Origin of the sequence: Tropicibacter naphthalenivorans (assembly GCF_900176475.1) — a bacterium.
GTDB lineage: Bacteria > Pseudomonadota > Alphaproteobacteria > Rhodobacterales > Rhodobacteraceae > Tropicibacter > Tropicibacter naphthalenivorans.
This window is the reverse complement of the sequence record NZ_FWXX01000022.1, coordinates 1-25,117: the sequence shown is the minus strand read 5'-3', so window position 1 is coordinate 25,117 and position 25,117 is coordinate 1. Positions and strand designations below refer to the sequence as shown.

Here is a 25,117-nt window from a genome sequence, read left to right as displayed (position 1 = left end):
GCAATCCGCGAAGGCGGCCGCACCGTTGGTTCCGGCGTTGTGTCGAAGGTGATCGCCTAATCACAGATTTGCTGTGATGGAAGCGACAGGGTATTCGGGCCCCAGGCCCGAATGTCCCGAGAGCCTCCAGCGAGCTAAAGAAAAGGGCGTCCCTCGGGGCGCCCTTTTTCTGTTATGATTTCCTTAACTCTCTTTCCTTAGGCTCGGCGGATGTTGCGTCAGTTTTTGATCCTAAGTTTTTATGCTGCGGGCTCTGTCTTTGCTCAGGCCGAAGAAATTGCTTTGGATGTCATGCCATCCAGAGAGGTCTTAGATCTCTTGGTGGACGCTCAGGATGAACTGAAGCTGCGCGGTGTCTCTAGGTCAGGGAACAGCCTAACCGGCGATCTGGGAGAGTTTATGTTCATAAACGCCTTTGGTTGGACGGCGGCAAAACGCTCTCAGAAAGGCTTCGATGCGCTTGACGGCCCTACGCGGATACAGATCAAGGCACGAAGATTATCAGCAGCTGGCGGCAACGAGCAGTTGGGCGCTATCCGGGACTTGGAAGGATTCGATCTACTGGCCGCTGTGATTTTTGATCGACGTTACCATGTGCTTCACGCATCGATCATTCCCGCCGGCGTCATCCGCGAGTTTGCGGATTTTAATGCGCACACCAACTCGTATCGCTTCTTCTATAATGATGCGGTGAGGATGCGGGCGGATGTTCTTGATGTCAGCGAAGCGCTCCGAAGTCTTGAATTTTAACGACTGTAAGGGGCGGATATTTGCGTGCCTCCCCAAACTATTGAAGGCCGCCCGAGGGCGGCCTTTGGGGGCAAGCGCTGCGCATCCGGGAGTGAGATTGCGCAGCGCCGCCGTGGATCCTTCATGGATCAGTTGGTGATCAGGCGGATTTTGCCCTGCTTTTCGCTTTCGTTGTCGACGGTCAGCAGGATGGTGCGGATCTGCGTGACTTCAGCCGGGGTCAGCGAGGAAACATCGGCGTTCGGCGCGTATTTCAGAACGTCAGACGCGATGGCTTGGTTCGCGGAAGTTGCGGCAGAAGCAGCACCGGCCAGAGTGGTTGCAACAAGAGCGGCAGCGGTCAGAGTACGAAGCATTTTAAAGTTCCTTTCGGTTTGTGTGTGGCGGGATGTTCCGCCTGGGTTTGTTTGCGTAGGTGGCTGTGTGCCTCCGACACCAAACGATTTAGGCGACCCGGCTGAGATGTTGAAATCACAAGAAAATCTCGAACTGCTCTCGTTTTTGTGCACTTGTATTTTGCCCGCGCAGACCGGGTCCCTGTGCGGTTTTGCACAGGAAAAGTGCGGTTCAATCCGGCTTGAACCAAAGGGTCAAAACGGCCTGAAGGCGGTCGTTACAGCCGCCTGAAATTCGGGCCTGGGGCAAGGAACATCACATATTTGTGTGGCTCGAAAATCGTCGTTTTCGCCCTTGGAAAAGAACATTTTGCCTATGGCGCGGCCCGCGTTAACTGTTCTGCATGACGAATCTCGTACCTGCGCTGGATGCGCTTATCTCGACGGCTCATGTTCTGGACGGCCCGGAGGCCTGTCGCCGGCTGACGGCGGGCGAAGCGCCCAGCGTTCTGCGCGAGGATACACTCGCCTGGGTGCACCTGCACGCGCAGCACCCCGAGGCGCCGCAGTGGATCATCGACAACCTGTCGTATCTTGACCCGACCATCGTTGACGCGCTGGTCGCCGAGGAAACCCGCCCGCGTGTGACCCGCGTCGGCGACGGCCTCATCGTGATCCTGCGTGGCATCAATATGAACCAGGGCGACGACCCAGAGGACATGGTGTCGATCCGGCTATGGGTCGATCCCAACCGCATCATCAGCCTGTCACGCCGCCGCGTGCGCGCGGTCGAGGACATCGCCGCCGAGCTCGACGCGGGGCAGGGGCCGCGTGATGCCGCCGATTTTGTCGTCCGCCTGACGGAGCGGCTCAACTACCGGATCGAGGATTTCTGGCGGCAACTGGAAGACGAGGCCGACGCCCTTGAAGAAGAAGTCCTGACCGAAGAGCCGCCGCATGATCTGCGCCCGCGTCTCGTCGAGCTGCGCCGCCGCGCCATTATCCTGCGCCGATACCTACAGCCCCAGCGTGACGCCATGCGCACTTTGCAGGCCGCGCATCCCGACTGGCTCGAAGAGGACGACCTGCGTGCGCTCGCCGAAGAGCTCGACGCGCTGGAACGGGTGGTCGAAGACGCCGACGCCATGCGCGACCGGATGGCCCTAGTGCGTGACGAGTTGGCGGGGCAGCTGTCGGACCGTCTGAACCGCAACATGTACCTGTTGTCGATTCTCTCGGCGTTGTTCCTGCCTCTGGGATTTCTGACCGGCCTGTTCGGGATCAACGTCGCGGGGCTGCCGGGATCGCAGACCGACGGGGCGTTCTGGCTGTTTTCGGGCGGGCTTTTCGTGGTGTTCCTCGGCCAATTGGTGATCTTGCGAAAACTGCGGTGGATCTAGGCTTTTTACGTCTTGCAAACCGGGCGCGCCCCGCGTAAACGGAGCGCGGCCTTAGGGGTATAGCTCAGCTGGTAGAGCGACGGTCTCCAAAACCGTAGGTCGCGGGTTCGAACCCTGCTGCCCCTGCCACTTTCCACGACAGTGTTGATCAATACGCCCGCAGCTGGCGCGTTTTGGCTGAGTCAAACGCTATTTGCGGGTATGATTTGCCTCAAGGCACGTTCTGCGTGTGTACGCCACATTGGGGGCGCAGCGCGGGATGGGCTGCCTTTGCCAAAGGGGGGCGTCATGTTTGCCAAGATCAATGCGCATGTTCCGAAAGCCGAGGAAAAAGCCTTGGGCACCAGTGGGGTGATCGGGCGCTATCATGCGTTGCTGAACACGCCGTTCAGCCATCCGCTGGGGCATCCCGGCTATATCATCGGTATCGAAAAGGCACCGCGGGACAAGGCGGGCTATCGCCACGATACCGGCGGCACGCGGAGCTTTGACGGCACGCGCCTGACCGAGCCAATCGCCCTGCCGCGCTCTGGCGCCCAAAGCGATCTGGATCAGCAAAAGGCGGCGTTCCGGCGTGCCACCAACGACCCCAAGGTCATGCTGGTCTCTCACATTCTGCGGTATGCGCCGATTGAAGGTGGCGAAGGGCTCGCCCCGGATGTTTTGCATTCGGCCTATTCGCACAGCGCGTTCGGCACGTGGGACAATGAGCCCGGCAATGCCTACGAGGCAGGCTGGCAGGCGCTCGACCGGATGCAGGGGCAGATCCTTGACGATATTGCCGCCGCCAAGGCGCGCGGGCACCCTTTTACCCATATCGCCTTTTTGGCGATGGGCTGGAACAACGACCAGTTCGAGGCGCTCGACCGTTATAATGCCATCGTGCACCACACTCGGCGTGCGGCGCAGGCGCAGGGGCAGCGGTTTCACCCCTTGGTCATTGGGATCACCTGGCCGTCGGTGTGGGGCGGTACGTCGGTGGTCGACCTGGCGAACCGGGCGCTGCACATCGGCAGTTACCCGGTCAAGGCCGACGACGCGGACGAGATCGGCTATGGCATCGCCAACCACGTGATGAACGCGATATTGCCGCATATAGAGGCGCAGACCGGTCTGCGGACCATCGCCATCGGCCATTCCATGGGCGCGCGGATGATGACGCGGGCCTATTACTCTGCCGATTTGCTACAGGCGCGGGTGGCGCGCAAAGGCCTCGGGCCTTTGGTGATCGGGCTGCAAGGGGCGTTCAGCGCCAACCGCTTTCGCGAAGGGTATCGCCTGATTGCGCCGGTACGTTGGGTGACCCATGGCGAAGGCGGCCCCTATCAGGACGTGGCCGCGCCGGGGGGCGATCTGGTTCTGACGTGGTCGCGCAAGGACAACGCCAATCCGGTGGCGGTGCTGCTGACCGGGGCCAAGCACGTGGGCGGCCGTCTGGGGGCCAAGGTCATGCACGAAAAGCTACAGCGCAAGGTGCACGCGGCCTCTTGGCCCTCGGATATGCGCGCCGCCTTTGCCCAGGCAGATGGCAAGGCGCTGTATCTGGATGTCACGGACTCGGTTGCGTCGCATGGCGACATTCGCACGCCCCAGACTGGCCAACTGGTGTGGGATATGATCGCAGCCCGCGCCGGGTGACCCAAACAGCCCACGCAAAAAGGGCCGCACGAGGCGGCCCTTTTCGTAAGTGAGGTCAGCAAGCTGTTAGCTGTTGGTGACCGACTGGATCACCGAACGAATGTTGTTGCGGTCACCGCCGGCAATCGCGGCCTGAATGATCAGGATGTCGTTGTCCGACAGCTTGGTCAGGTCGATGTTCGGATCATACTGCTTGATCGTCGCAACTTCGCCTGCGGTCAGCGGCAGGATGGTCACCACGTCCGACGCCTCGGCCAGCGAGCGCAGCTTCAGCAGCTTTTGATCATACGAGTCGCCACCATTCAGCACGGTCACGGCCTGGGCCAGCTCTTCGTTGGTCATACCCGAGAAGTCGATCGACGGGGCAAAGGCTTCTAGCTCGGCAACGGTGGTTGCGGGAACCGGGGTATCCACTTCGTTACCCGAGTAGATATAGCCGCCCATCTTCATCATCTTCTGGTTGCGGTCTTCGTTGCTCATGGCGATGCCGATCAGCGCGTCAACCTGCGTGTCAGTCAGCTGCGACACGTCCAGATCCGGAAGGTAGCTGTTGATGGTGTTGATCTCACCCTGGGTCGCTGCCATAGCGGTGGTGCCCATCGAGGTCACAAGTGCGGTCGCAATCAAAAAGCGTTTCATAAGGTCGTCTCCTTTTATCTTCGTTTGCCAATCGGGGCGTCCATTCCTTGGTGCCTGCCGTCTTGGCCATCTGGTAGGACAACCGTCGGTCCGCCAAATTCGTTCCCAAAAAAATTCAAAAAAATCAGCGTCTTGTTGGGCGCGTTGCGCGGCAGAGAAGGATAACCCGCCATCGGGTGATTGGTTCCGCCGGTATTATCACACCTATACACGGGGCCGTGATCATGGGGCCGCTGCGGGGCCCGGCCACCTGTGGGCTTGTAATCAGGCGCCGCCCCGCGTATGTCAGCGCAAATTCTCGGAACATGGAAATCACAGGCATGGCCACCACCAATCCGCTTCAGTTCATCCAGCAGGTTCGTGCAGAAGCCTCCAAGATCGTTTGGCCGACCCGCCGCGAGGTGGTTCTGACGACGATCATGGTCTTTATCATGGCGACGCTGACCGCGATCTTTTTCGCGATCGTCGATATCCTGATCCGCACCGGCCTCGAGGGTCTGCTCACCTACGTGGGGTGACACCGGGGCGCGCGTCCCGCAGGGGGCGAAAGCAGGCTTGAAACTCGGGTTTTGCGCGGGTAAGAGCCTTGGCACAGATTTCACCGGGCGTGCGACGAGTCGTTTGCACGCCGGTTTTCATTTGAGGCGCGCCCATGCGCGCACACAGCAGCAAGGGTAAGGCCAGATGGCAAAACGGTGGTATTCGGTGAGCGTCCTCTCGAACTTCGAGAAGAAAATTGCCGAGCAGATCCGGGCAGCGGTGGAAGAGCAGGGTCTCGAAGATCAGATCGACGAAGTTCTGGTGCCCACCGAGGAAGTGATCGAAGTCCGTCGCGGCAAGAAGGTCACCACAGAGCGTCGCTTTATGCCGGGCTATGTTCTGGTTCACATGGAAATGTCCGATCAGGGCTATCACCTTGTGAACTCGATCAACCGCGTCACCGGTTTCCTTGGTCCGCAGGGGCGTCCGATGCCGATGCGCGACGCCGAGGTTGACGCCATGGTTGGCCGCGTCCAGCAGGGCGAAGAAGCGCCGCGCACGCTCATCAACTTTGAGGTGGGTGAAAAGGTCAAGGTCAACGACGGCCCGTTCGAAGGTTTCGACGGTATGGTCGAGGGCGTGGACGACGAGGCGCAAAAGCTCAAGGTTTCGGTGTCGATCTTTGGTCGTGAAACCCCGGTCGAGCTGGACTTTACCCAGGTCACCAAGCAGTAACTGCTGGTTTTACCGAGCTTTGCAATCCTGATGCGCCGCCCAACTGGGCGGCGTATCGCGTTTCCGGGGCAGGGGGCATGATGAGCCTGCCCTTTTCGGGAAATCGGCAGGGCGCACGGTACGCGGACGTCGCGAAAGTTTCGGTCAATGGTCGCAATCATGGCATGTTTCCCGCTTCGCGTGAGTGCCAGATCATGAGGGCGTTTCATGCAACAAGACACGCTGGTACTTCCCTATTCCTCGATCGAAAACACGACGCATACGGATGGGGCTTTTGACTGCATCCGTGATGTGAATGAGGCGTTCGACTTGCGCGTGGATCCGACGTTTTTCGAGCTGCAAGAGAAATTGCAGGGCATGGCGCTCCAACTGACACACCGGGATCTGCGTTCCGGCAGCACGCAAAGTGATCTGGGCAAACTGTTGTTCATGGCGGCAGGACGAGAGGAGCTGGATTGGACGCCCTTTACAGAGTCTCACGCCAAGGTTTGGGCCGAGTTGGGCAAGCCTGCCTTGGCCGCGCTTTGGCGGGAATATGGCGAACTGGGGCGGCGCATTCCGCTGCAATGGCACGGTCCCGACGCTGGCCGAGACGGCTGCGCTTTTGCCGACCCAAAGGCTGCGCGCGCCGCGCTGACCGATCTGAACCTGCGGGTGCAGCAGGCCTTTGATAAGTCGGACATCGGTGAACACACCTTGTCGACCTGCTTGCTTGATAAATGGAACGTCCGGGGGTGTCTGAAGAAGCGTTCAACGACTATTGGGCCCAACGTGTGATGGCGTCCAAGATCTACCAGACATCCGGCGAAAAGCTTGGCTACGGCTATCCGCCGCACCCGATGACCAAGGTGTCCATGTGTCTGTCCAAGGCGCATATCGCCCAGCTCGAGGCCCACGGCTATCGTCCGCAGTTTCTGTTCATGGATCGGAGCTATCGCGAAGAAGGCACGACCGGTCGCGGCAAGCGCGGGACAACCATCTATGCCAAGACGGTCAAGGGGCCGATCCGGATCCGTCGGACCAACAAGAACCTGATGGCATGCAAGGCCGACGACTTGCGCGTTGAAACCATTGATCGCCAGCCGCTGTTCAAGGTCAGTGGCAAGGCGGGTGCTGAACGGGACCTTGTCGCGTTTTGGGGCAATTGAGGCACCTTTCGGCACTGCATCGCGGCGCCTGTTTCTGCGCCCCCTTGCCAACTGCCGCAGGGCGCGGTAAACGGCCCGCTCATGCCCCCGATGTGAGTCGGGGGTATCTCGTTCGTGGGAGGCAAGGCGGTCGCGACCGCTGATCCGAACCACGCCACATAGCGCCCTTCTGACGCGTCAGCGGGGCAGGAACAGGAGACAGCCGATGGCAAAGAAGCTCGCCGGCACGATGAAGCTGCAGATCCCTGCAGGCAAAGCCAACCCGTCGCCCCCCGTGGGCCCTGCGCTGGGTCAGCGCGGCATCAACATCATGGAATTCTGCAAGGCGTTCAACGCCAAGACGCAGGAAATGGAGCCCGGCGCGCCGTGCCCGACCGTGATCACCTACTATCAGGACAAGTCCTTCACCATGGACATCAAGACGCCCCCCGCGTCTTACTACCTGAAAAAAGCAGCTGGCCTGAAGCCGGTTGGCAAGCGTAACCGTCCGCGTGGCGCAGAGAACCCCGGTCGTGAAACCGTTGCAACCGTGACCGTTGCCCAAGTGCGCGAAATCGCAGAGGCCAAAATGAAGGACCTCACCGCGAACGACGTCGAAGCAGCAATGCAGATCATCCTTGGCTCCGCCAAGTCGATGGGCATCGAGGTGAAAGGGTAATCTGATGGCAAAATTCGGTAAACGTACCCGCGCCGCTCGTGAAGCCTTTGCTGGCAAAGAAGACATCACGGTCGAAGAAGCCGTCGCGCTGATCAAGGCGAACTCCAAGACCAAGTTCGACGAGACCGTTGAAATCGCGCTGAATCTCGGCGTTGACCCGCGTCACGCAGACCAGATGGTCCGCGGCGTTGTCTCGCTGCCCAACGGCACCGGCAAAACCACCCGCGTGGCGGTGTTTGCACGCGGCCCCAAGGCAGACGAAGCAAAAGAAGCTGGCGCAGACATCGTTGGTGCAGAGGACCTGATGGAAACCATCCAGGGCGGCACCATTGATTTCGATCGCTGCATCGCAACCCCGGACATGATGCCCATCGTTGGCCGTCTGGGTAAGGTGCTTGGCCCGCGTAACCTGATGCCGAACCCCAAGGTTGGCACCGTGACCATGGACGTCGCCGAAGCTGTCAAGGCAGCCAAGGGCGGTCAGGTTCAGTTCAAAGCTGAAAAAGCTGGTGTGGTTCACGCAGGCGTTGGCAAAGTCTCCTTCGACGAAGCCAAGCTGGTCGAAAACATCCGTGCTTTCGTTGCGGCCGTGTCCGGCGCCAAGCCGACCGGTGCAAAGGGCACCTACATGAAAAAGATCGCTCTGTCGTCCTCGATGGGCCCGGGCGTTTCGGTCGACGTTGCAAACGCAACCGGCAACTGATCCTTCGATCTTTGCGAATTGATGAAAAGGCGGGCCAGTTTGGTCCGCCTTTTTGCTTGCCGGAAAGTTGCCGTTAGCAAAGATGCGCTACTCAGGGGCGGTTTTTAGGGATCGTCACAGGGCACATGCCGGGTTTCATCGTCAGTTGCGCGTCTCGCGCTTTGGGTTTTTTTGTGAGGTGCGGCTGATGTGGGCGCGCCTGCGGGAAAATGCGCGCACGCTGCGGGCGTTGCTTGCGGTGTGCATGGCGCTTTTCCTGTTGAAGACCTTCGTGGACATTGAACGCGCCCGCCACGACGCCGAGGAGGAGGCGCTGTTTGCCGTCTCCACCACCGCTTGGCGGATCAGCGAGATTGTGTTTGACGTGCACAAACTCAGCGACGCCTTGCTGCATTTTGACCATGACGCGGGCGACCCGCGGCAGGTGGTCGGGCTGTCCGGACAGTTGGATCAGAGTATTCGGGCCTATCTTCAGGCGCACGGCCCCGAGGAGAGTTCATTGTGGCCGATATTGGTCGATTTACGTGATTTTTTGGCGCAACAGCCCCGGCTTAACGATCCGGGGCAGGGGATTTCTCTGAGCTATGCGCAAACCACCCGCGCCCATTTCGAAAACGTGGTCGTGGATCTGCGCGAGGCGTGGCAAAAAGAGCTTATCGACGCGGATATTTCGGCCCGCATCCGAGAGATTGACGGACTAGATGACGGTCAAAAGCGCCGCGAAGCGGCCCTCGTCTTTCCGATTTTCTGCCTGTTGGTCTACATACTGTCCGAAGTGTATTTCGCCGGTCTTGCCCAGCGTCGCGAGGCGCGGTTGCGGGCATTGGCGGCCTCGGCCAATGAAACCAAGACGCGCTTTCTGGCCAATGTCAGCCACGAAATCCGCACGCCTCTGAATGGCATCCTTGGGATGACAAGCGAGCTGTCCGAAAGCGATCTGACCCCGGATCAGGCGGATTACGTGCGGGTGATCGACGAGTCCGGCGGGCTTTTGTTGAGCACCATCAACGATGTGCTTGATCTGGCCAAGGTCGAGGCGGGTGAATTGGCCATTGAAACGCGGCCCTATGATCTGCGTGCGGTGGTGGGCGCCGCTGCGGATCTGTATGCGGCGCGGGCCAAGGAAAAGAACATTCGCCTGCATCTGGATATCCCGCCAGAGATGTCGAAATGGCTGCTGGGGGATGGGCGTCGCCTACGCCAGGTTGTGCATAACCTGATCGCCAACGCCATCAAGTTCACCGATTTTGGCGATGTCTGGGTCCGCGTGCGTCCGGACCCCAACGGCAGGCGCTTTACCATCTCGGTCCGTGACACCGGGCCGGGCATCCCCGTGTCGGCGCAACGGCTGATCTTTGAGCCGTTTGGCCAGCTGGACGACAGTGCGGTGCGCAAACACGATGGCACGGGCCTTGGCCTGACGATTTCGCGGCAACTGTGCGAGGCGATGGGCGGCACCCTCACCTTGTCGAGCGTTCCGGGCGAGGGGGCGACCTTTACGATCGACCTGCCCATGACCGTGACCGATCGCGCCACGCGCACGCATTTCCGGGATGAGGCCGAGCATCCCCCGGACCTGTCTGGGCGGTCGGTTCTGGTGGCCGATGACAACGCGGTCAATCGCCTGATCCTTGGCCGGTTTCTCAAGAATACGGGGGCGGATATCCACTATGCCGACTCTGGCGAGCAAGCCTTGGATTTGGCGCGTGAACGGACCTTTGATGTCATCTTGATGGATATCCAGATGCCGCGGCTGGACGGAACGACGGCCACCGCCGAAATTCGCCGGATCGAAGCAGGCACGCCCCGTCCGCCCAGCTTTATCATTGCGGTCACCGCAAATGCCATGACGCACCAGGTCGAAAGCTACCTTGCGGCGGGGGTGGACGCGGTACTGGCGAAGCCTGTGTCCAAGCACAAACTCTTTGCTTTGCTGGGTCATCGGGCACTTGCCGGGGCGGCCTGAAAGACAGTGCTTGGCAAACGCCTCGGAAAACAGTAACTACCGATCTCAAGGCGCACGCGCGATTCGCAACGGCGCCTTGTTTTCGTCCGAGACGGCGGGCCGTGGAAACACGTTAAGTCCTACCTGAGACGGGAAGAGACATCTTTTCAGGACCGGCACCGCCGGCCCCACAGGATGCGTCGACCCAATTCGGACTTTGCGGCAGGGGAAACCCTGTCTGAACGAGCCGGAGGGTCCGCCCTCCTTTAACTGGAGTGAAACTGTGGATAGAGCCCAGAAAGAGAAATTGGTCGAGGAACTCGGCCAGATCTTCGAAAGCTCTGGCGTCGTTGTGGTTGCCCGCTACGAAGGTCTCACGGTTGCCGAGATGACGGATCTGCGTGGGCGTGCCCGCGCTGCGGAAGCAACGGTCCGCGTCGCCAAGAACAAGCTCGCCAAAATCGCTGTCGAAGGCACGCCTTGCGCAGGCATCGCGCCGCTTCTCGATGGTATGACCGTTCTCACCTATTCCGAAGATCCCGTGGCAGCAGCCAAGGTGGTCGAGGACTTCGCCAAAGACAACAAGAAGCTTGTTGTTCTTGGTGGTGCCATGGGTGGTGCGGATCTGGATCCTGCCGGTGTTACGGCTGTGTCGAAAATGCCGTCGCGCGAGGAGCTTATTGCCTCCATCGTCGGCTGCATCGGCGCACCCGCATCCAACATCGCCGGGGCCATTGGCGCGCCTGCTTCGAACATCGCCTCCATCCTGTCCACGATTGAGGAAAAGGGTGAGGCAGCTTAACGGCTACCGAATGACCTACGTAGGGTTAACCCCCGCACGTTGGAACACATCTTATAATTGGAAAGAGTCTTACAATGGCTGATCTGAAAGCACTTGCAGAGCAAATCGTCGGTCTGACGCTGCTCGAAGCACAAGAACTGAAAACCATCCTCAAGGACGAGTACGGCATCGAGCCCGCAGCAGGCGGCGCAGTGATGATGGCTGGTCCCGCAGGCGACGCCGGTGGCGCAGCTGAGGAAGAGAAATCCGAATTCGACGTGATCCTGAAGTCCGCTGGCGACAAAAAGATCAACGTCATCAAAGAAGTCCGCGGCATCACCGGCCTGGGCCTGAAAGAAGCCAAAGAGCTGGTTGAGGCCGGCGGCAAGGCTGTCAAAGAAGGCGTGTCCAAGGACGAAGCCGAAGAGATCAAGAAGAAGCTCGAAGAAGCTGGCGCTGAGATCGAACTCAAGTAATTTCAGCCTTCGGGCGAATTACACGGCAAGCGTCCCCATCCGGGGGCGCTTGTTGCGTTTTGGGCTCGCCGTTTCAGGGTCCAATGATGGATTCACCATTTGGTAACCATTTTTCCATCCCAGCTTGACGATTGGATGGAGTTTTGACATTCTGCTCTAGCGCAGAATTTACGCAAATCCCCTATGGGGGTCTTGCGTTCGCGCCGTTCAGCGAATATTCGGAAGTCTCCTGCGGGTTCGATTGATTCGAATCCGCTGTTCTGTTTTTGAAATTCGAGAGGGCGCAAACACCACAAACACACATCCGCTTTCCTCGAAAAACTCAGACAACTCCCTGAAAAATCGAAGAAATCGGCGCAATGGGCGGAATGCCCCGGCTTGGCAAGCCCCACATGTGGGGGTTTTCCAAGGCAGGGACCCAAAGGATCGAGTGGCGCGCGGTGGGACGCGTGCCGAGAATGGATCCGGATTTTTGCCGTCACTGACGAGGCGCGCCGTAGCCCGACGGCGCGTGTTTCGGGCGAGATATCGAAAGGTGACATCTGTCATGGCGCAAAGCTTCCTCGGACAAAAACGTCTTCGCCGTTATTACGGCAAAATCCGCGAAGTGCTTGAAATGCCGAACCTCATCGAGGTTCAAAAATCCAGCTACAAGCTGTTCCTAGAGTCGGGCGATCAGCCCGTGCCGATGGACGGCGAAGGCATCAAAGGTGTCTTCCAGTCGGTTTTCCCGATCAAGGATTTCAACGAAACCTCCATTCTGGAATTCGTCTCCTACGAACTGGAAAAGCCGAAATACGACGTCGAAGAGTGCATGCAGCGCGACATGACCTACAGCGCACCGCTGAAAGTCACCCTGCGTCTGATCGTGTTTGATGTCGACGAAGATACCGGCGCAAAGTCGGTCAAGGACATCAAGGAACAAGACGTGTTCATGGGCGACATGCCCCTGATGACGCCGAACGGCACCTTTGTCGTCAACGGCACCGAACGCGTGATCGTGTCCCAGATGCACCGCTCGCCCGGTGTGTTCTTTGACCACGACAAGGGCAAGACTCACAGCTCGGGTAAGCTGCTCTTTGCCTGCCGCATCATTCCCTACCGCGGCTCGTGGCTGGACTTTGAATTCGACGCCAAGGACATCGTCTTTGCCCGCATCGACCGTCGCCGCAAACTGCCGGTTACGACGCTTCTGTACGCGCTTGGTCTGGACCAAGAGGCGATCATGGATGCGTATTACAACACCGTGACCTACGAACACCGTCGCGGCGAAGGCTGGGCAACGCCCTTCTTCCCCGAGCGTGTGCGCGGCACCCGCCCGACCTTTGACCTGGTCGACGCCGACAGCGGCGAGATCATTGCCGAGGCGACCAAGAAGGTCACCCCGCGCGCGGTCAAGAAGATCATCGACGAAGGCAAGATCAAGAACCTGCTGGTTCCGTTCGAGCACATCGTCGGCAAGTTCGTCGCCAAGGACATCATCAACGAAGAAACCGGCGCGATCTACGTCGAGGCTGGCGATGAGCTGACCTGGACCGTGGACAAAGACGGTGAAGTCACCGGCGGCACTCTGAAAGAGCTGCTCGAGGCGGGCATCACCGAGATCCCGGTTCTGGACATCGACAACGTCACCGTTGGTCCGTACATGCGCAACACCATGGCGCAGGACAAGAACATGTCCCGCGACACCGCGCTGATGGACATCTACCGCGTGATGCGCCCGGGCGAGCCGCCCACCGTCGAGGCCGCCTCGGCCCTGTTCGACACGCTGTTCTTTGACTCTGAGCGTTATGACCTGTCCGCCGTTGGCCGCGTCAAGATGAACATGCGTCTTGCGCTGGACAAGCCCGACACCCAGCGCACGCTGGACCGCGAAGACATCGTTCAGTGCATCAAGGCGCTGGTCGAACTGCGCGACGGCAAGGGCGACATCGACGACATCGACCACCTCGGCAACCGTCGTGTGCGGTCCGTTGGCGAGCTGATGGAAAACCAGTACCGCGTCGGCCTGCTGCGCATGGAGCGCGCGATCAAGGAGCGTATGTCCTCGGTCGAGATCGACACCGTGATGCCGCAGGATCTGATCAACGCCAAGCCGGCAGCGGCTGCTGTGCGTGAATTCTTTGGCTCCTCGCAGCTGTCGCAGTTTATGGACCAAACCAACCCGCTCTCCGAAGTGACGCACAAGCGTCGTCTTTCGGCGCTTGGCCCGGGCGGTCTGACCCGCGAGCGCGCAGGCTTTGAGGTGCGCGACGTTCACCCGACCCACTATGGCCGGATGTGCCCGATTGAAACGCCGGAAGGCCCGAACATCGGTCTGATCAACTCGCTCGCCACCTTTGCGCGCGTGAACAAGTACGGCTTCATCGAGACCCCGTATCGCGTCGTCAAGGACGCCACGGTCACCGACGAAGTGCACTACATGTCCGCGACCGAGGAAATGCGTCACACCGTGGCGCAGGCGAACGCGTCGCTGGATGAGGCGGGCAAGTTCACCAACGATCTGGTCTCGACCCGTCAGTCCGGTGACTACACCCTCGCGCCGCGCGAAAACGTTGACCTGATCGACGTGTCGCCCAAGCAGTTGGTGTCGGTTGCGGCCTCGCTGATCCCCTTCCTTGAAAACGACGACGCAAACCGCGCTCTGATGGGTTCGAACATGCAACGTCAGGCGGTTCCGACCCTGCGCGCAGAAGCGCCGCTGGTGGGCACCGGCATCGAGGAAATCGTGGCTCGCGACTCTGGCGCGGCGATCCTGGCCAAGCGTGGCGGTATCGTCGACCAGGTGGACGCTCAGCGTATCGTGATCCGCGCCACCGAAGACCTCGAACTGGGCGACGCAGGCGTTGACATCTACCGGATGCGCAAGTTCCAGCGGTCTAACCAGAACACCTGTATCAACCAGAAGCCTCTGGTGAAGGTGGGTCAGACGGTCGGCAAGAACGAGGTTATCGCAGACGGTCCCTCGACCGATCTGGGCGAACTGGCTCTGGGCAAGAACGTCATCGTAGCCTTCATGCCGTGGAACGGCTACAACTACGAAGACTCGATCCTGATCTCCGAGCGCATCGCCAAGGATGACGTGTTCACCAGCGTTCACATCGAAGAATTCGAAGTGGCCGCACGTGACACCAAGCTTGGGCCGGAAGAGATTACCCGCGACATCCCGAACGTCGGTGAAGAAGCGCTGCGCAACCTCGACGAGGCGGGCATCGTGTACATCGGTGCGGACGTGGAGCCGGGCGATATCCTCGTAGGTAAGATCACCCCCAAGGGCGAAAGCCCGATGACGCCGGAAGAAAAGCTGCTGCGCGCCATCTTTGGTGAAAAGGCATCGGACGTCCGCGACACCTCGCTGCGCGTCAAGCCGGGTGACTACGGGACCGTCGTCGAAGTGCGTGTCTTCAACCGTCACGGCGTCGAAAAGGACGAACGTGCGCTGCAGATCGAGCGTGAGGAAATCGAACGTCTGGCGCGTGACCGCGACGACGAACTCGCGATCCTTGACCGCAACATCTACGCACGTCTCAAGTCGATGATCCTCGGCAAGACCGCCGTCAAAGGCCCGAAAGGCGTCAAGGCGAACTCCGAGATCAACGAGGAACTGCTGGAAACCCTGACCCGTGGTCAGTGGTGGCAGCTGGCCCTCGGCGAGGAAGAAGACGCCAAGCACGTCGAAGCCCTGCACGAACAGTACGAAATCCAGAAACGCGCGCTGGACGCCCGTTTCGAGGACAAGGTCGAGAAGGTGCGCCGCGGCGACGATCTGCCCCCGGGCGTGATGAAGATGGTCAAAGTCTTCATCGCCGTGAAGCGCAAGCTTCAGCCGGGCGACAAGATGGCGGGCCGTCACGGTAACAAAGGTGTGGTTTCGCGCGTTGTTCCCATGGAAGACATGCCGTTCCTCGAAGACGGGACCCCGGTTGACTTCTGTCTGAACCCGCTCGGCGTGCCTTCGCGGATGAACGTCGGTCAGATCCTCGAAACCCACATGGGCTGGGCCGCACGCGCGCTTGGCATCAAGGTGGACGAGGCTCTGCAAGACTACCGTCGCTCGGGCGACCTGACCCCGGTGCGTGAAGCGCTGCGGATCGCCTACGGTGACGACGTCTACGAAGAGGGCTTCGCGGACGCCGACGAAGAGTCGCTCGTTGAGATGGCACAGAACGCGACCCGCGGTGTGCCGATCGCAACGCCGGTCTTTGACGGTGCGAAAGAGGCTGACGTGAACGACGCGCTGGCGCGTGCCGGTTTCGACGAAAGCGGCCAGTCCCGCCTGTTCGATGGCCGCACCGGCGACGAGTTCTCGCGTCGTGTGACCGTGGGCGTCAAGTACCTGCTCAAGCTGCACCACCTCGTGGACGACAAGATCCACGCGCGTTCGACCGGCCCGTACTCGCTGGTCACCCAGCAGCCGCTGGGCGGTAAGGCGCAGTTCGGTGGTCAGCGCTTTGGGGAAATGGAGGTCTGGGCGCTGGAAGCGTACGGTGCCGCCTACACCCTGCAGGAAATGCTGACGGTAAAATCGGACGACGTTGCAGGCCGGACCAAGGTCTACGAAAGCATCGTCAAGGGCGAGGACAACTTCGAAGCCGGCGTGCCGGAATCGTTCAACGTTCTCGTCAAAGAAGTCCGCGGCCTCGGCCTCAACATGGAACTCCTGGATGCGGAGGAAGACGAAGAATAAGGGCCGCGCGCCTTTGCTCTTCCGGGGCGGCCCTTGCGCCGCCCCGCCTTCCCCCGCTTCCCTCTGAATTTGTGAGGAACACATGAACCAGGAACTGACCAACAACCCGTTCAACCCGCTGACCCCGCCGAAAGTCTTCGACGAGATCAAGGTGTCGCTGGCCTCGCCCGAGCGGATCCTCTCGTGGTCCTTCGGTGAGATCAAAAAGCCGGAAACCATCAACTACCGTACGTTCAAGCCCGAGCGTGACGGCCTGTTCTGCGCGCGTATCTTTGGCCCGATCAAAGACTACGAATGCCTCTGCGGCAAATATAAGCGCATGAAATACCGCGGCGTTGTCTGCGAAAAATGCGGTGTCGAAGTCACGCTGCAAAAGGTCCGCCGCGAGCGTATGGGCCACATCGAGCTGGCCGCCCCCTGCGCGCACATCTGGTTCCTCAAGTCGCTGCCCTCGCGTATCGGCCTGATGCTGGACATGACGCTGCGTGATCTGGAACGCGTGCTGTATTTCGAAAACTACGTGGTGATCGAGCCGGGTCTGACCGACCTGACCTACGGCCAGATGCTGAACGAAGAGGAATTCCTCGACGCGCAGGATCAATACGGCATGGACGCGTTCACCGCGAACATCGGTGCCGAAGCCATCCGCGAGATGCTGGCGGCGATCGACCTCGAAGCCGAGGCTGAAAACCTGCGCGCCGACCTCAAGGAGGCCACGGGTGAACTGAAGCCCAAGAAGATCATCAAGCGCCTCAAGGTCGTGGAATCCTTCTTGGAATCCGGCAACCGTCCCGAGTGGATGGTGATGACCGTGATCCCGGTCATTCCGCCGGAACTGCGTCCGCTGGTGCCGCTGGACGGTGGCCGCTTTGCGACTTCCGACCTGAACGACCTGTACCGCCGCGTGATCAACCGGAACAACCGCCTCAAGCGCCTGATCGAACTGCGCGCGCCGGACATCATCGTTCGCAACGAAAAGCGGATGTTGCAGGAATCCGTCGACGCCCTGTTCGACAACGGCCGCCGTGGCCGCGTCATCACCGGTGCCAACAAGCGCCCGCTGAAGTCGCTGTCCGACATGCTGAAGGGTAAGCAGGGTCGCTTCCGTCAGAACCTTTTGGGGAAACGCGTCGACTTCTCGGGTCGTTCGGTCATCGTGACCGGTCCGGAGCTCAAGCTGCACCAATGTGGTCTGCCGAAAAAGATGGCGCTCGAACTGTTCAAGCCGTTCATCTACTCGCGCTTGGAGGCCAAGGGCCTGTCCTCGACGGTCAAGCAGGCCAAGAAGCTGGTGGAAAAAGAGCGTCCCGAGGTGTGGGATATCCTCGACGAGGTCATCCGCGAGCACCCGGTCATGCTGAACCGCGCGCCGACGCTGCACCGTCTGGGCATCCAGGCGTTCGAACCCACGCTGATCGAAGGGAAGGCCATCCAGCTGCACCCGCTGGTCTGCTCGGCGTTCAACGCGGACTTTGACGGCGACCAGATGGCTGTGCACGTGCCGCTGTCCCTTGAAGCCCAGCTTGAAGCACGCGTCCTGATGATGTCGACGAACAACGTTCTGTCGCCCGCAAACGGCGCACCGATCATCGTTCCGTCGCAGGATATGATTTTGGGCCTCTACTACGTGACCATCGCCCGCGATGGCATGAAGGGCGAAGGCATGGTCTTCTCCTCCCTCGAAGAGGTCGAGCACGCGCTGAACGCGGGCGAAGTGCACCTGCACGCCAAGGTCAAGTGCCGCATCCTTCAGATCGACGAAGAAGGCAACGAAGTCTGGAAGCTGTGCGAAACCACGCCGGGCCGTGCCCGTCTGGGCAGCCTGCTGCCGCTCAACGCCAAGGCGCCCTTCGATCTGGTCAACCAGCTGCTGCGTAAGAAAGACGTGCAGCGGGTCATCGACACCGTCTACCGTTACTGCGGTCAGAAAGAGTCGGTCATCTTCTGTGACCAGATCATGTCCATGGGCTTCAAAGAAGCGTTCAAGGCCGGCATCTCCTTCGGCAAGGCCGACATGGTGATCCCGGACAACAAGTGGACGCTGGTCGACGAGACGCGCGATCAGGTGAAGGACTTTGAACAGCAGTACATGGACGGCCTGATCACTCAGGGCGAAAAGTACAACAAAGTTGTCGACGCCTGGTCGAAGTGTAACGACAAAGTCACCGAAGCGATGATGAACACCATCTCGGCCGAGCGCCGCGATGAGAACGGTGCCGAAATGGAACCGAACTCGGTGTACATGATGGCCCACTCCGGTGCGCGTGGCTCGGTCACCCAGATGAAGCAGCTGGGCGGGATGCGCGGCCTGATGGCAAAGCCGAACGGCGACATCATCGAAACGCCGATCATCTCGAACTTTAAAGAAGGCCTGACCGTGCTTGAGTACTTCAACTCGACGCACGGTGCACGTAAGGGTCTGTCCGATACCGCGCTCAAGACGGCGAACTCGGGTTACCTGACCCGTCGTCTGGTGGACGTGGCGCAGGACTGCATCATCCGTATGGATGACTGCGGTACCGACAACGCCATCACCGCCGAAGCGGCTGTCAACGACGGTGAAGTGGTCGCAAGCCTCGGCGAGCGTATCCTGGGCCGCACCGCGGCAGAGGATCTGGTCCACCCGGTCACCGGCGAGATCATGGTGCGCCATGGCGAGCTGATCGACGAACGGATGGCTGACACGGTCGAAGAGTCCGCTCTGCAAACCGCGCGTATCCGCAGCCCGCTGACCTGTGAGGCCGAAGAGGGCGTTTGCGCCACCTGCTACGGTCGTGACCTGGCGCGCGGCACCAAGGTGAACACCGGCGAAGCGGTCGGCATCATCGCGGCGCAGTCGATCGGTGAACCCGGCACGCAGCTGACCATGCGGACCTTCCACATGGGCGGCGTTGCGCAGGGCTCCTCGCGCTCCTTCCAGGAAGCATCGCAGAACGGTACCATCGCATTCGCGAACCCCGGCACCATCACCAACGCGGCGGGCGAGCTGATCGTCATGAACCGGAACATGACCGTTTTGATCATGTCCGATCAGGGCGAAGAGCTGGCGAGCCACAAGATGGGCTACGGTTCGAAACTGTTCGTCAACGAGGGTGACACCGTTGCCCGCGGCGACAAGCTGTACGAATGGGACCCCTACACTCTGCCGATCATCGCCGAGAAGGACGGGACGGCCAAGCACGTCGACCTCGTGAACGGCCTCGCCGTGCGTGAGGAAACCGACGATGCGACCGGCATGACCCAGAAGATCGTGATCGACTGGCGCGCAGCCCCCAAGGGCAACGAGCTCAAGCCGGAAATCATCCTTGTGGGTGACGATGGCGAACCGGTCCGCAACGATCAGGGCAACCCGATCACCTACCCGATGTCCGTCGACGCGATCCTGTCGTGTGACGACGGCCAGCAGGTCAAGGCCGGTGACGTTGTCGCGCGTATCCCGCGTGAAGGCGCAAAGACCAAGGACATCACCGGTGGTCTGCCGCGTGTTGCCGAACTCTTTGAAGCACGTCGCCCCAAGGATCACGCAATCATCGCCGAAATCGACGGCTATGTGCGCTTTGGCAAGGACTACAAGAACAAGCGTCGCATCTCGATCGAGCCTGCGGACGAGAGCCTTGAGCCGCGCGAATACATGATCCCGAAAGGCAAGCACATCCCGGTGGGCGAAGGCGACTTCATCCAAAAGGGCGACTACATCATGGACGGCAACCCGGCGCCGCACGACATCCTCGCCATCATGGGGATCGAGGCTCTGGCGAACTACATGATCGACGAAGTCCAGGACGTGTACCGACTGCAGGGCGTGAAGATCAACGACAAGCACATCGAGGTGATCGTTCGCCAGATGCTGCAAAAGTGGGAGATCCAGGACTCGGGCGACACCACGCTGCTCAAGGGCGAGCATGTGGACAAGGTCGAGTTCGACGAAGCCAACGCCAAGGCCGAGAAGAAGGGGGGCCGTCCCGCAACGGGCGAGCCGATCCTGCTCGGGATTACCAAAGCGTCGCTTCAGACCCGGTCGTTCATCTCGGCGGCGTCCTTCCAGGAAACCACCCGCGTGCTCACCGAAAGCTCTGTTCAGGGCAAGAAGGACAAGCTGGTCGGTCTCAAGGAAAACGTCATCGTTGGCCGCCTGATCCCGGCCGGCACCGGTGGCGCGACCCAGCGCGTGCGTCGCATCGCGTCCGAGCGTGACAACGTCGTGATCGAAGCCCGCCGCGAAGAAGCAGAGGCCGCAGCCCAGCTGGCAGCGCCCGAGCAGATGAGCGACGTGGTTGGCGGTGACGAGTTCGACACCGTGATCGTGGACACCCCGGAGAGCCGTGAATAACGGCCCCTCCGGCAACGCCTGAAAAAGACCCCCGCCTGAGACGATCAGGCGGGGGTTTTCTTTTGTGCTCGGGCAGGGGCGTTTAGCCGAACACGCGCCGGACGTGATCGGCGTCGATGGCAAAGCGCTCGCGGAACATCCGTTCCGTTTCGGCATCCACCAAGGGCAGCTGCACCGGCTTGACGTGCTTTTTCTGGCGCGAGTCGTTGTGGTCATTGTGCCCGCGCACGTACATTTCCGGCTGGGTAAAGGTCACCGTGGGCATGAACTGGTTCAACTTGAGATGGCCAAAGTTCATGATCGACTGCTTGACCCCCGGCTTGACTGCGACGGCCTGCGCGACTCCCCAATAGGGGTTCACGATCTGCTCGGCATGGATGCCGTCCACCGACGGGCGCGCAACCCACCCGCGGTTCCAGTCCAGACCCACAAGGCGGTTCTTGCGCAGCAGCGGCGCCACATCGCGGGCGGCGGCGCGCAGGGTCTCGACAAAATCCACAGCCACGGCGTCGTCGTCATCGTGGCGAAACTCCAGACAGGGCTGATCCAAATCACGGGCGCTGTTGATGACCTCTTGGCACACCTTGCGGTGCGGACCGGGCGCGCGCGGCGCAATCATTGCCTGCGGAAAGTCCTCGACCAACGCCAGCAGCCGTTCGATGTAGACTTCTGGCATCATCTCGCCGATCAGGATCACAAAGGTGAAATCCGGGTCGGTTTGGGCGCGCAGGCCCGGCAGGCAGATCGTCTCAAAGTGCTTGAAACGTTCTTCGATCCGCTCGGGCGCATATAGGTAGGCGATGCGGTCCTCAAGGCGGTCGTGTTCCACCTGAAAACCGCCCTCGGCCGGGTAGGAGAACCGACAAAAACCAATGACTTGCATGAGCCCCCCTTTCGCAGCAAAAGCGCCCCTATATGAATGGCATTGCCGCCCATGGCTGACAAGTGGGGGGCGCTGTTGACAAGCTTTGCGACTCCCCCTATACGCCCCGTCAATCCGTGCGCGTTTCCGCGCGCGTTTTTACCTGATCCACGGGTCACGGTCCGGGCCACTAACGCCCCGATCCTCTGGAAGCCCGCCGCAACATTGCCCTCGGTACGGGAATGTAGCGGCCTTTCGCCGTTGGGGCGAAGCAACGAACCGGCTCTGCCCTTGGGCGGCGTCATCTATCTGAACCCGCCGCGGGGCTTGCCCCAAAGCGAAATGTGAGAAGCACGGGGAAACCTTATATGCCCACGATCCAACAGCTGATCCGCAAGCCGCGTCAGCCCAAAGTCAAGCGCTCGAAGTCGCAGCACCTCGAGCAGTGCCCGCAAAAGCGTGGCGTCTGCACGCGCGTGTACACGACCACTCCGAAGAAGCCGAACTCGGCTATGCGTAAGGTTGCGAAGGTTCGCCTGACCAACGGCTACGAAGTGATCTCTTACATCCCCGGTGAAAGCCACAACCTTCAGGAGCACTCTGTGGTTCTGATCCGCGGCGGCCGTGTAAAAGACCTTCCGGGTGTGCGTTACCACATCCTTCGCGGTGTTCTGGATACCCAGGGCGTCAAAGACCGTAAGCAGCGTCGCTCCAAGTACGGCGCGAAGCGTCCTAAGTAAGAGGATTTATAAATGTCCCGTCGTCACGCCGCTGAAAAACGCGAAGTCCTGCCCGACGCCAAGTATGGCGATCGCGTCCTGACCAAGTTCATGAACAACCTGATGTACGATGGCAAGAAATCTGCCGCCGAACGCATCGTCTACAACGCGCTCGACCGCGTTGAAGCCAAGGTAAAGCGCGCGCCCGTGGAAATCTTCCACGAAGCGCTGGACAACATCAAACCGTCGGTCGAAGTTCGTTCGCGCCGCGTTGGTGGTGCCACCTACCAGGTTCCGGTCGAAGTGCGCCCCGAGCGCCGCGAAGCTCTGGCCATCCGCTGGCTGATCACCGCATCGCGCGCCCGCAACGAAAACACCATGGAAGAACGCCTCGCCGGTGAGCTGCTGGACGCTGTACAGTCCCGCGGTGCTGCCGTTAAGAAGCGCGAAGACACCCACAAGATGGCAGACGCGAACAAAGCGTTCAGCCATTACCGCTGGTAACACTCTTCTTAGAGGACAAGCCCTATGGCACGCGAATATCCCCTCGACCGGTACCGCAACTTCGGTATCATGGCGCACATCGACGCAGGTAAGACCACCTGCTCCGAGCGCATCCTGTTCTACACCGGCAAATCCCACAACATCGGTGAGGTGCACGACGGTGCAGCCACCATGGACTGGATGGAGCAGGAACAGGAACGCGGTATCACCATTACCTCCGCTGCGACGACCACCTTCTGGGAGCGCACCGAGGACGGTCAGACCGCCGACACTGAAAAGCACCGCCTGAACATCATCGACACCCCCGGCCACGTGGACTTCACCATCGAAGTTGAACGTTCGCTGGCGGTTCTCGACGGTGCCGTGGCCGTTCTGGACGCAAACGCAGGCGTTGAGCCGCAGACCGAAACCGTGTGGCGTCAGGCTGACCGCTACAAGGTTCCGCGTATCGTGTTCGTCAACAAGATGGACAAGATCGGCGCTGACTTCTTCAACTGCGTTCACATGATCGAAGACCGCACCGGCGCGACCGCTGTTCCGGTTGGTATTCCGATCGGCGCAGAGAACGAGTTGGAAGGTCTGATCGACCTCGTCACCATGGAAGAGTGGCTGTGGCAGGGTGAAGATCTGGGTGCGTCCTGGATCAAAGCTCCGATCCGCGACAGCCTCAAGGACATGGCCGACGAATGGCGCGGCAAGATGATCGAGAACGCCGTCGAGCAAGACGACGACGCGATGGAAGCCTACCTCGAAGGCGAAGAGCCCGACGTCCCGACCCTGCGCAAACTGCTGCGCAAAGGCACGCTGGCGATGGCCTTCGTTCCGGTTCTGGGCGGCTCTGCGTTCAAGAACAAAGGTGTCCAGCCGCTGCTGAACGCTGTGATCGACTACCTGCCCAGCCCGCTGGACGTTGTTGATTACATGGGTTTTGCACCGGACGACGAGACCGAAGAGCGTAACATCGCCCGCCGCGCGGACGACGACATGCCCTTCGCTGGTCTGGCGTTCAAAATCATGAACGACCCCTTCGTTGGCTCGCTGACCTTTACCCGCATCTACTCCGGTACGATGAACAAAGGCGACAGCATCCTGAACTCGACCAAAGGTAAGAAAGAGCGCATCGGTCGTATGATGATGATGCACTCCAACAACCGTGAAGAGATCGAAGAAGCCTTCGCAGGTGACATTATCGCTCTGGCCGGCCTGAAGGACACCACCACCGGTGACACCCTCTGCGACGCCAAGGCACCTGTCGTTCTGGAAACGATGACCTTCCCCGATCCGGTGATCGAGATCGCTGTCGAGCCCAAGACCAAGGGCGACCAGGAAAAGATGTCTCAGGGCCTGGCCCGTCTGGCAGCAGAAGACCCGTCCTTCCGCGTCGAAACCGACCTCGAGTCCGGTCAGACCATCATGAAGGGCATGGGCGAACTGCACCTCGACATCCTGGTTGACCGCCTCAAGCGTGAATTCAAGGTTGAAGCAAACATCGGCGCGCCGCAGGTTGCTTACCGCGAAACCATCTCGCACGAGGTCGAACACAGCTACACCCACAAGAAGCAGTCGGGTGGTTCGGGTCAGTTTGGTGAGGTCAAGCTCATCATCTCGCCGACCGAGCCGGGCGAAGGTTTCTCCTTTGAATCGCGCATCGTTGGTGGTGCCGTTCCCAAGGAATACATCCCGGGTGTTGAAAAGGGTATCAAGTCGGTCATGGACTCCGGTCCGCTGGCAGGCTTCCCGGTCATCGACTTCAAGGTTGCCCTGATCGACGGTAAGTTCCACGACGTTGACTCCAGCGTTCTGGCCTTCGAAATCGCCGCACGTATGTGTATGCGCGAAGGCATGAAGAAAGCTGGCGCAAAGCTGCTGGAACCGATGATGAAAGTCGAAGTGATCACCCCGGAAGAGTACACCGGCGGTATCATCGGCGATCTGACCTCGCGTCGTGGCCAGGTGTCCGGCCAGGAACCGCGCGGCAACGCCGTGGCGATCAACGCGAACGTTCCGCTTGCGAACATGTTTGGCTACATCAACACCCTGCGCTCCATGTCTTCGGGCCGCGCGCAGTTCACGATGCAGTTCTCGCATTACGACCCGGTTCCGCAGAACATCTCTGACGAGATCCAAGCGAAATACGCCTAAGAACGGGTGGCGGGGGAAGCCCCGCCCTACCCACCACCGTAGGGTGGGGTCCGCCCCACCATCCGAACTGACAGAAAAAGGAGCCTACCTATGGGTAAGGAAAAGTTTGAACGCGGCAAGCCGCACTGCAACATCGGCACGATTGGTCACGTTGACCACGGCAAGACCACGCTGACGGCTGCCAT

The 25,117-nt window shown here is 60.3% G+C and carries 21 protein-coding genes and 1 tRNA gene; 19 read left to right on the top strand and 3 right to left on the bottom strand.

Annotated features, from left to right (window positions below; all coding sequences use genetic code 11):
• Positions 1-210: 210 nt before the first annotated feature.
• The gene (locus B9A11_RS20605; RefSeq protein WP_058247720.1) at positions 211-750 is read left to right on the top strand and encodes a hypothetical protein; all 540 of its coding nucleotides are present in this window, start codon (positions 211-213) and stop codon (positions 748-750) included.
• Positions 751-878: 128 nt separating this feature from the next.
• On the opposite strand, the gene B9A11_RS20600 is transcribed toward B9A11_RS20605, so the two are convergent.
• Entirely contained in the window at positions 879-1,106 is a 228-nt protein-coding gene (locus B9A11_RS20600) for a hypothetical protein (protein ID WP_058247719.1), read from the bottom strand.
• A 383-nt stretch (positions 1,107-1,489) separates the two neighbouring features.
• Here B9A11_RS20600 and B9A11_RS20595 point away from each other — a divergent pair, with 383 nt between their 5' ends.
• From B9A11_RS20595 to B9A11_RS20585, 3 genes are all read left to right on the top strand, one after another.
• Positions 1,490-2,485, top strand: coding sequence for a zinc transporter ZntB (locus B9A11_RS20595; RefSeq protein ID WP_058247718.1), 996 nt, complete (start codon positions 1,490-1,492; stop codon positions 2,483-2,485).
• Positions 2,486-2,538: 53 nt separating this feature from the next.
• A tRNA-Trp gene (locus B9A11_RS20590) sits at positions 2,539-2,614 on the top strand.
• A gap of 159 nt (positions 2,615-2,773) precedes the next feature.
• Positions 2,774-4,123 carry a hypothetical protein gene (locus B9A11_RS20585; RefSeq protein ID WP_058247717.1) on the top strand — a complete coding sequence of 450 codons (1,350 nt, stop codon included), beginning with the start codon at positions 2,774-2,776 and terminating at the stop codon, positions 4,121-4,123.
• Positions 4,124-4,189: 66 nt separating this feature from the next.
• On the opposite strand, the gene B9A11_RS20580 is transcribed toward B9A11_RS20585, so the two are convergent.
• Positions 4,190-4,762 carry a hypothetical protein gene (locus B9A11_RS20580; RefSeq protein WP_058247716.1) on the bottom strand — a complete coding sequence of 191 codons (573 nt, stop codon included), beginning with the start codon at positions 4,760-4,762 and terminating at the stop codon, positions 4,190-4,192.
• 320 nt (positions 4,763-5,082) lie between these two features.
• Between B9A11_RS20580 and secE the strand changes: the two genes are divergently transcribed.
• The 11 genes from secE to rpoC all read left to right on the top strand — a co-directional run bounded on the left by secE (position 5,083) and on the right by rpoC (position 20,705).
• Positions 5,083-5,280 (top strand): preprotein translocase subunit SecE, encoded by a 198-nt coding sequence (gene secE / locus B9A11_RS20575; protein ID WP_058247715.1) that lies wholly within the window; start codon positions 5,083-5,085, stop codon positions 5,278-5,280.
• Between the two features lie 166 nt (positions 5,281-5,446).
• Positions 5,447-5,977 carry a transcription termination/antitermination protein NusG gene (gene nusG / locus B9A11_RS20570; RefSeq protein ID WP_058247714.1) on the top strand — a complete coding sequence of 177 codons (531 nt, stop codon included), beginning with the start codon at positions 5,447-5,449 and terminating at the stop codon, positions 5,975-5,977.
• A 207-nt stretch (positions 5,978-6,184) separates the two neighbouring features.
• Complete coding sequence (locus B9A11_RS20565; RefSeq protein ID WP_058247713.1) at positions 6,185-6,754, top strand: hypothetical protein; 570 nt, start codon at positions 6,185-6,187, stop codon at positions 6,752-6,754.
• Positions 6,712-7,125: a hypothetical protein gene (locus B9A11_RS20560; protein ID WP_143595959.1), complete on the top strand. Its 414-nt coding sequence runs from the start codon at positions 6,712-6,714 to the stop codon at positions 7,123-7,125. The genes B9A11_RS20565 and B9A11_RS20560 overlap by 43 nt, the downstream gene beginning before the upstream one ends.
• Before the next feature lie 205 nt (positions 7,126-7,330).
• Positions 7,331-7,783: a 50S ribosomal protein L11 gene (rplK, locus tag B9A11_RS20555; protein WP_058247711.1), complete on the top strand. Its 453-nt coding sequence runs from the start codon at positions 7,331-7,333 to the stop codon at positions 7,781-7,783.
• Positions 7,784-7,787: 4 nt separating this feature from the next.
• Positions 7,788-8,486, top strand: a complete 699-nt coding sequence (rplA, locus tag B9A11_RS20550; protein WP_058247710.1) for a 50S ribosomal protein L1 — start codon at positions 7,788-7,790, stop codon at positions 8,484-8,486.
• Between the two features lie 187 nt (positions 8,487-8,673).
• Positions 8,674-10,452: an ATP-binding protein gene (locus B9A11_RS20545; protein ID WP_186009196.1), complete on the top strand. Its 1,779-nt coding sequence runs from the start codon at positions 8,674-8,676 to the stop codon at positions 10,450-10,452.
• 262 nt (positions 10,453-10,714) lie between these two features.
• Complete coding sequence (rplJ, locus tag B9A11_RS20540) at positions 10,715-11,233, top strand: 50S ribosomal protein L10 (RefSeq protein ID WP_058247708.1); 519 nt, start codon at positions 10,715-10,717, stop codon at positions 11,231-11,233.
• A 74-nt stretch (positions 11,234-11,307) separates the two neighbouring features.
• The gene (gene rplL, locus B9A11_RS20535) at positions 11,308-11,688 is read left to right on the top strand and encodes a 50S ribosomal protein L7/L12 (protein ID WP_058247707.1); all 381 of its coding nucleotides are present in this window, start codon (positions 11,308-11,310) and stop codon (positions 11,686-11,688) included.
• Between the two features lie 547 nt (positions 11,689-12,235).
• The gene (gene rpoB / locus B9A11_RS20530) at positions 12,236-16,375 is read left to right on the top strand and encodes a DNA-directed RNA polymerase subunit beta (RefSeq protein ID WP_058247706.1); all 4,140 of its coding nucleotides are present in this window, start codon (positions 12,236-12,238) and stop codon (positions 16,373-16,375) included.
• An 82-nt stretch (positions 16,376-16,457) separates the two neighbouring features.
• Positions 16,458-20,705, top strand: a complete 4,248-nt coding sequence (rpoC, locus tag B9A11_RS20525) for a DNA-directed RNA polymerase subunit beta' (protein ID WP_058247705.1) — start codon at positions 16,458-16,460, stop codon at positions 20,703-20,705.
• An 82-nt stretch (positions 20,706-20,787) separates the two neighbouring features.
• Here rpoC and B9A11_RS20520 read toward each other — a convergent pair whose 3' ends face one another.
• On the bottom strand, positions 20,788-21,588 hold the full coding sequence (locus B9A11_RS20520) for a glycosyltransferase (protein ID WP_058247704.1): 801 nt from the start codon (positions 21,586-21,588) through the stop codon (positions 20,788-20,790).
• Positions 21,589-21,935: 347 nt separating this feature from the next.
• On the opposite strand from B9A11_RS20520, the gene rpsL reads away from it, so the two are divergent.
• The 4 genes from rpsL to B9A11_RS21275 form a co-directional block, all read left to right on the top strand.
• Positions 21,936-22,307, top strand: a complete 372-nt coding sequence (gene rpsL / locus B9A11_RS20515; RefSeq protein ID WP_005862801.1) for a 30S ribosomal protein S12 — start codon at positions 21,936-21,938, stop codon at positions 22,305-22,307.
• Between the two features lie 12 nt (positions 22,308-22,319).
• Positions 22,320-22,790, top strand: a complete 471-nt coding sequence (gene rpsG, locus B9A11_RS20510; RefSeq protein WP_058247703.1) for a 30S ribosomal protein S7 — start codon at positions 22,320-22,322, stop codon at positions 22,788-22,790.
• Positions 22,791-22,814: 24 nt separating this feature from the next.
• Entirely contained in the window at positions 22,815-24,932 is a 2,118-nt protein-coding gene (gene fusA / locus B9A11_RS20505; RefSeq protein ID WP_058247702.1) for an elongation factor G, read from the top strand.
• Positions 24,933-25,022: 90 nt separating this feature from the next.
• A partial coding sequence (locus tag B9A11_RS21275; RefSeq protein ID WP_234988920.1) for a GTP-binding protein occupies positions 25,023-25,117 on the top strand: 95 nt, incomplete at its 3' end.

Coding starts and splice junctions, on each gene's coding strand:
- B9A11_RS20605 (WP_058247720.1), top strand. CDS start 211: ATGTTGCGTCAGTTTTTGATCCTAAGTTTTTATGCTGCGGGCTCTGTC.
- B9A11_RS20600 (WP_058247719.1), bottom strand. CDS start 1,106: ATGCTTCGTACTCTGACCGCTGCCGCTCTTGTTGCAACCACTCTGGCC.
- B9A11_RS20595 (WP_058247718.1), top strand. CDS start 1,490: ATGACGAATCTCGTACCTGCGCTGGATGCGCTTATCTCGACGGCTCAT.
- B9A11_RS20585 (WP_058247717.1), top strand. CDS start 2,774: ATGTTTGCCAAGATCAATGCGCATGTTCCGAAAGCCGAGGAAAAAGCC.
- B9A11_RS20580 (WP_058247716.1), bottom strand. CDS start 4,762: ATGAAACGCTTTTTGATTGCGACCGCACTTGTGACCTCGATGGGCACC.
- secE (WP_058247715.1), top strand. CDS start 5,083: ATGGCCACCACCAATCCGCTTCAGTTCATCCAGCAGGTTCGTGCAGAA.
- nusG (WP_058247714.1), top strand. CDS start 5,447: ATGGCAAAACGGTGGTATTCGGTGAGCGTCCTCTCGAACTTCGAGAAG.
- B9A11_RS20565 (WP_058247713.1), top strand. CDS start 6,185: ATGCAACAAGACACGCTGGTACTTCCCTATTCCTCGATCGAAAACACG.
- rplK (WP_058247711.1), top strand. CDS start 7,331: ATGGCAAAGAAGCTCGCCGGCACGATGAAGCTGCAGATCCCTGCAGGC.
- rplA (WP_058247710.1), top strand. CDS start 7,788: ATGGCAAAATTCGGTAAACGTACCCGCGCCGCTCGTGAAGCCTTTGCT.
- B9A11_RS20545 (WP_186009196.1), top strand. CDS start 8,674: ATGTGGGCGCGCCTGCGGGAAAATGCGCGCACGCTGCGGGCGTTGCTT.
- rplL (WP_058247707.1), top strand. CDS start 11,308: ATGGCTGATCTGAAAGCACTTGCAGAGCAAATCGTCGGTCTGACGCTG.
- rpoB (WP_058247706.1), top strand. CDS start 12,236: ATGGCGCAAAGCTTCCTCGGACAAAAACGTCTTCGCCGTTATTACGGC.
- rpoC (WP_058247705.1), top strand. CDS start 16,458: ATGAACCAGGAACTGACCAACAACCCGTTCAACCCGCTGACCCCGCCG.
- B9A11_RS20520 (WP_058247704.1), bottom strand. CDS start 21,588: ATGCAAGTCATTGGTTTTTGTCGGTTCTCCTACCCGGCCGAGGGCGGT.
- rpsL (WP_005862801.1), top strand. CDS start 21,936: ATGCCCACGATCCAACAGCTGATCCGCAAGCCGCGTCAGCCCAAAGTC.
- rpsG (WP_058247703.1), top strand. CDS start 22,320: ATGTCCCGTCGTCACGCCGCTGAAAAACGCGAAGTCCTGCCCGACGCC.
- fusA (WP_058247702.1), top strand. CDS start 22,815: ATGGCACGCGAATATCCCCTCGACCGGTACCGCAACTTCGGTATCATG.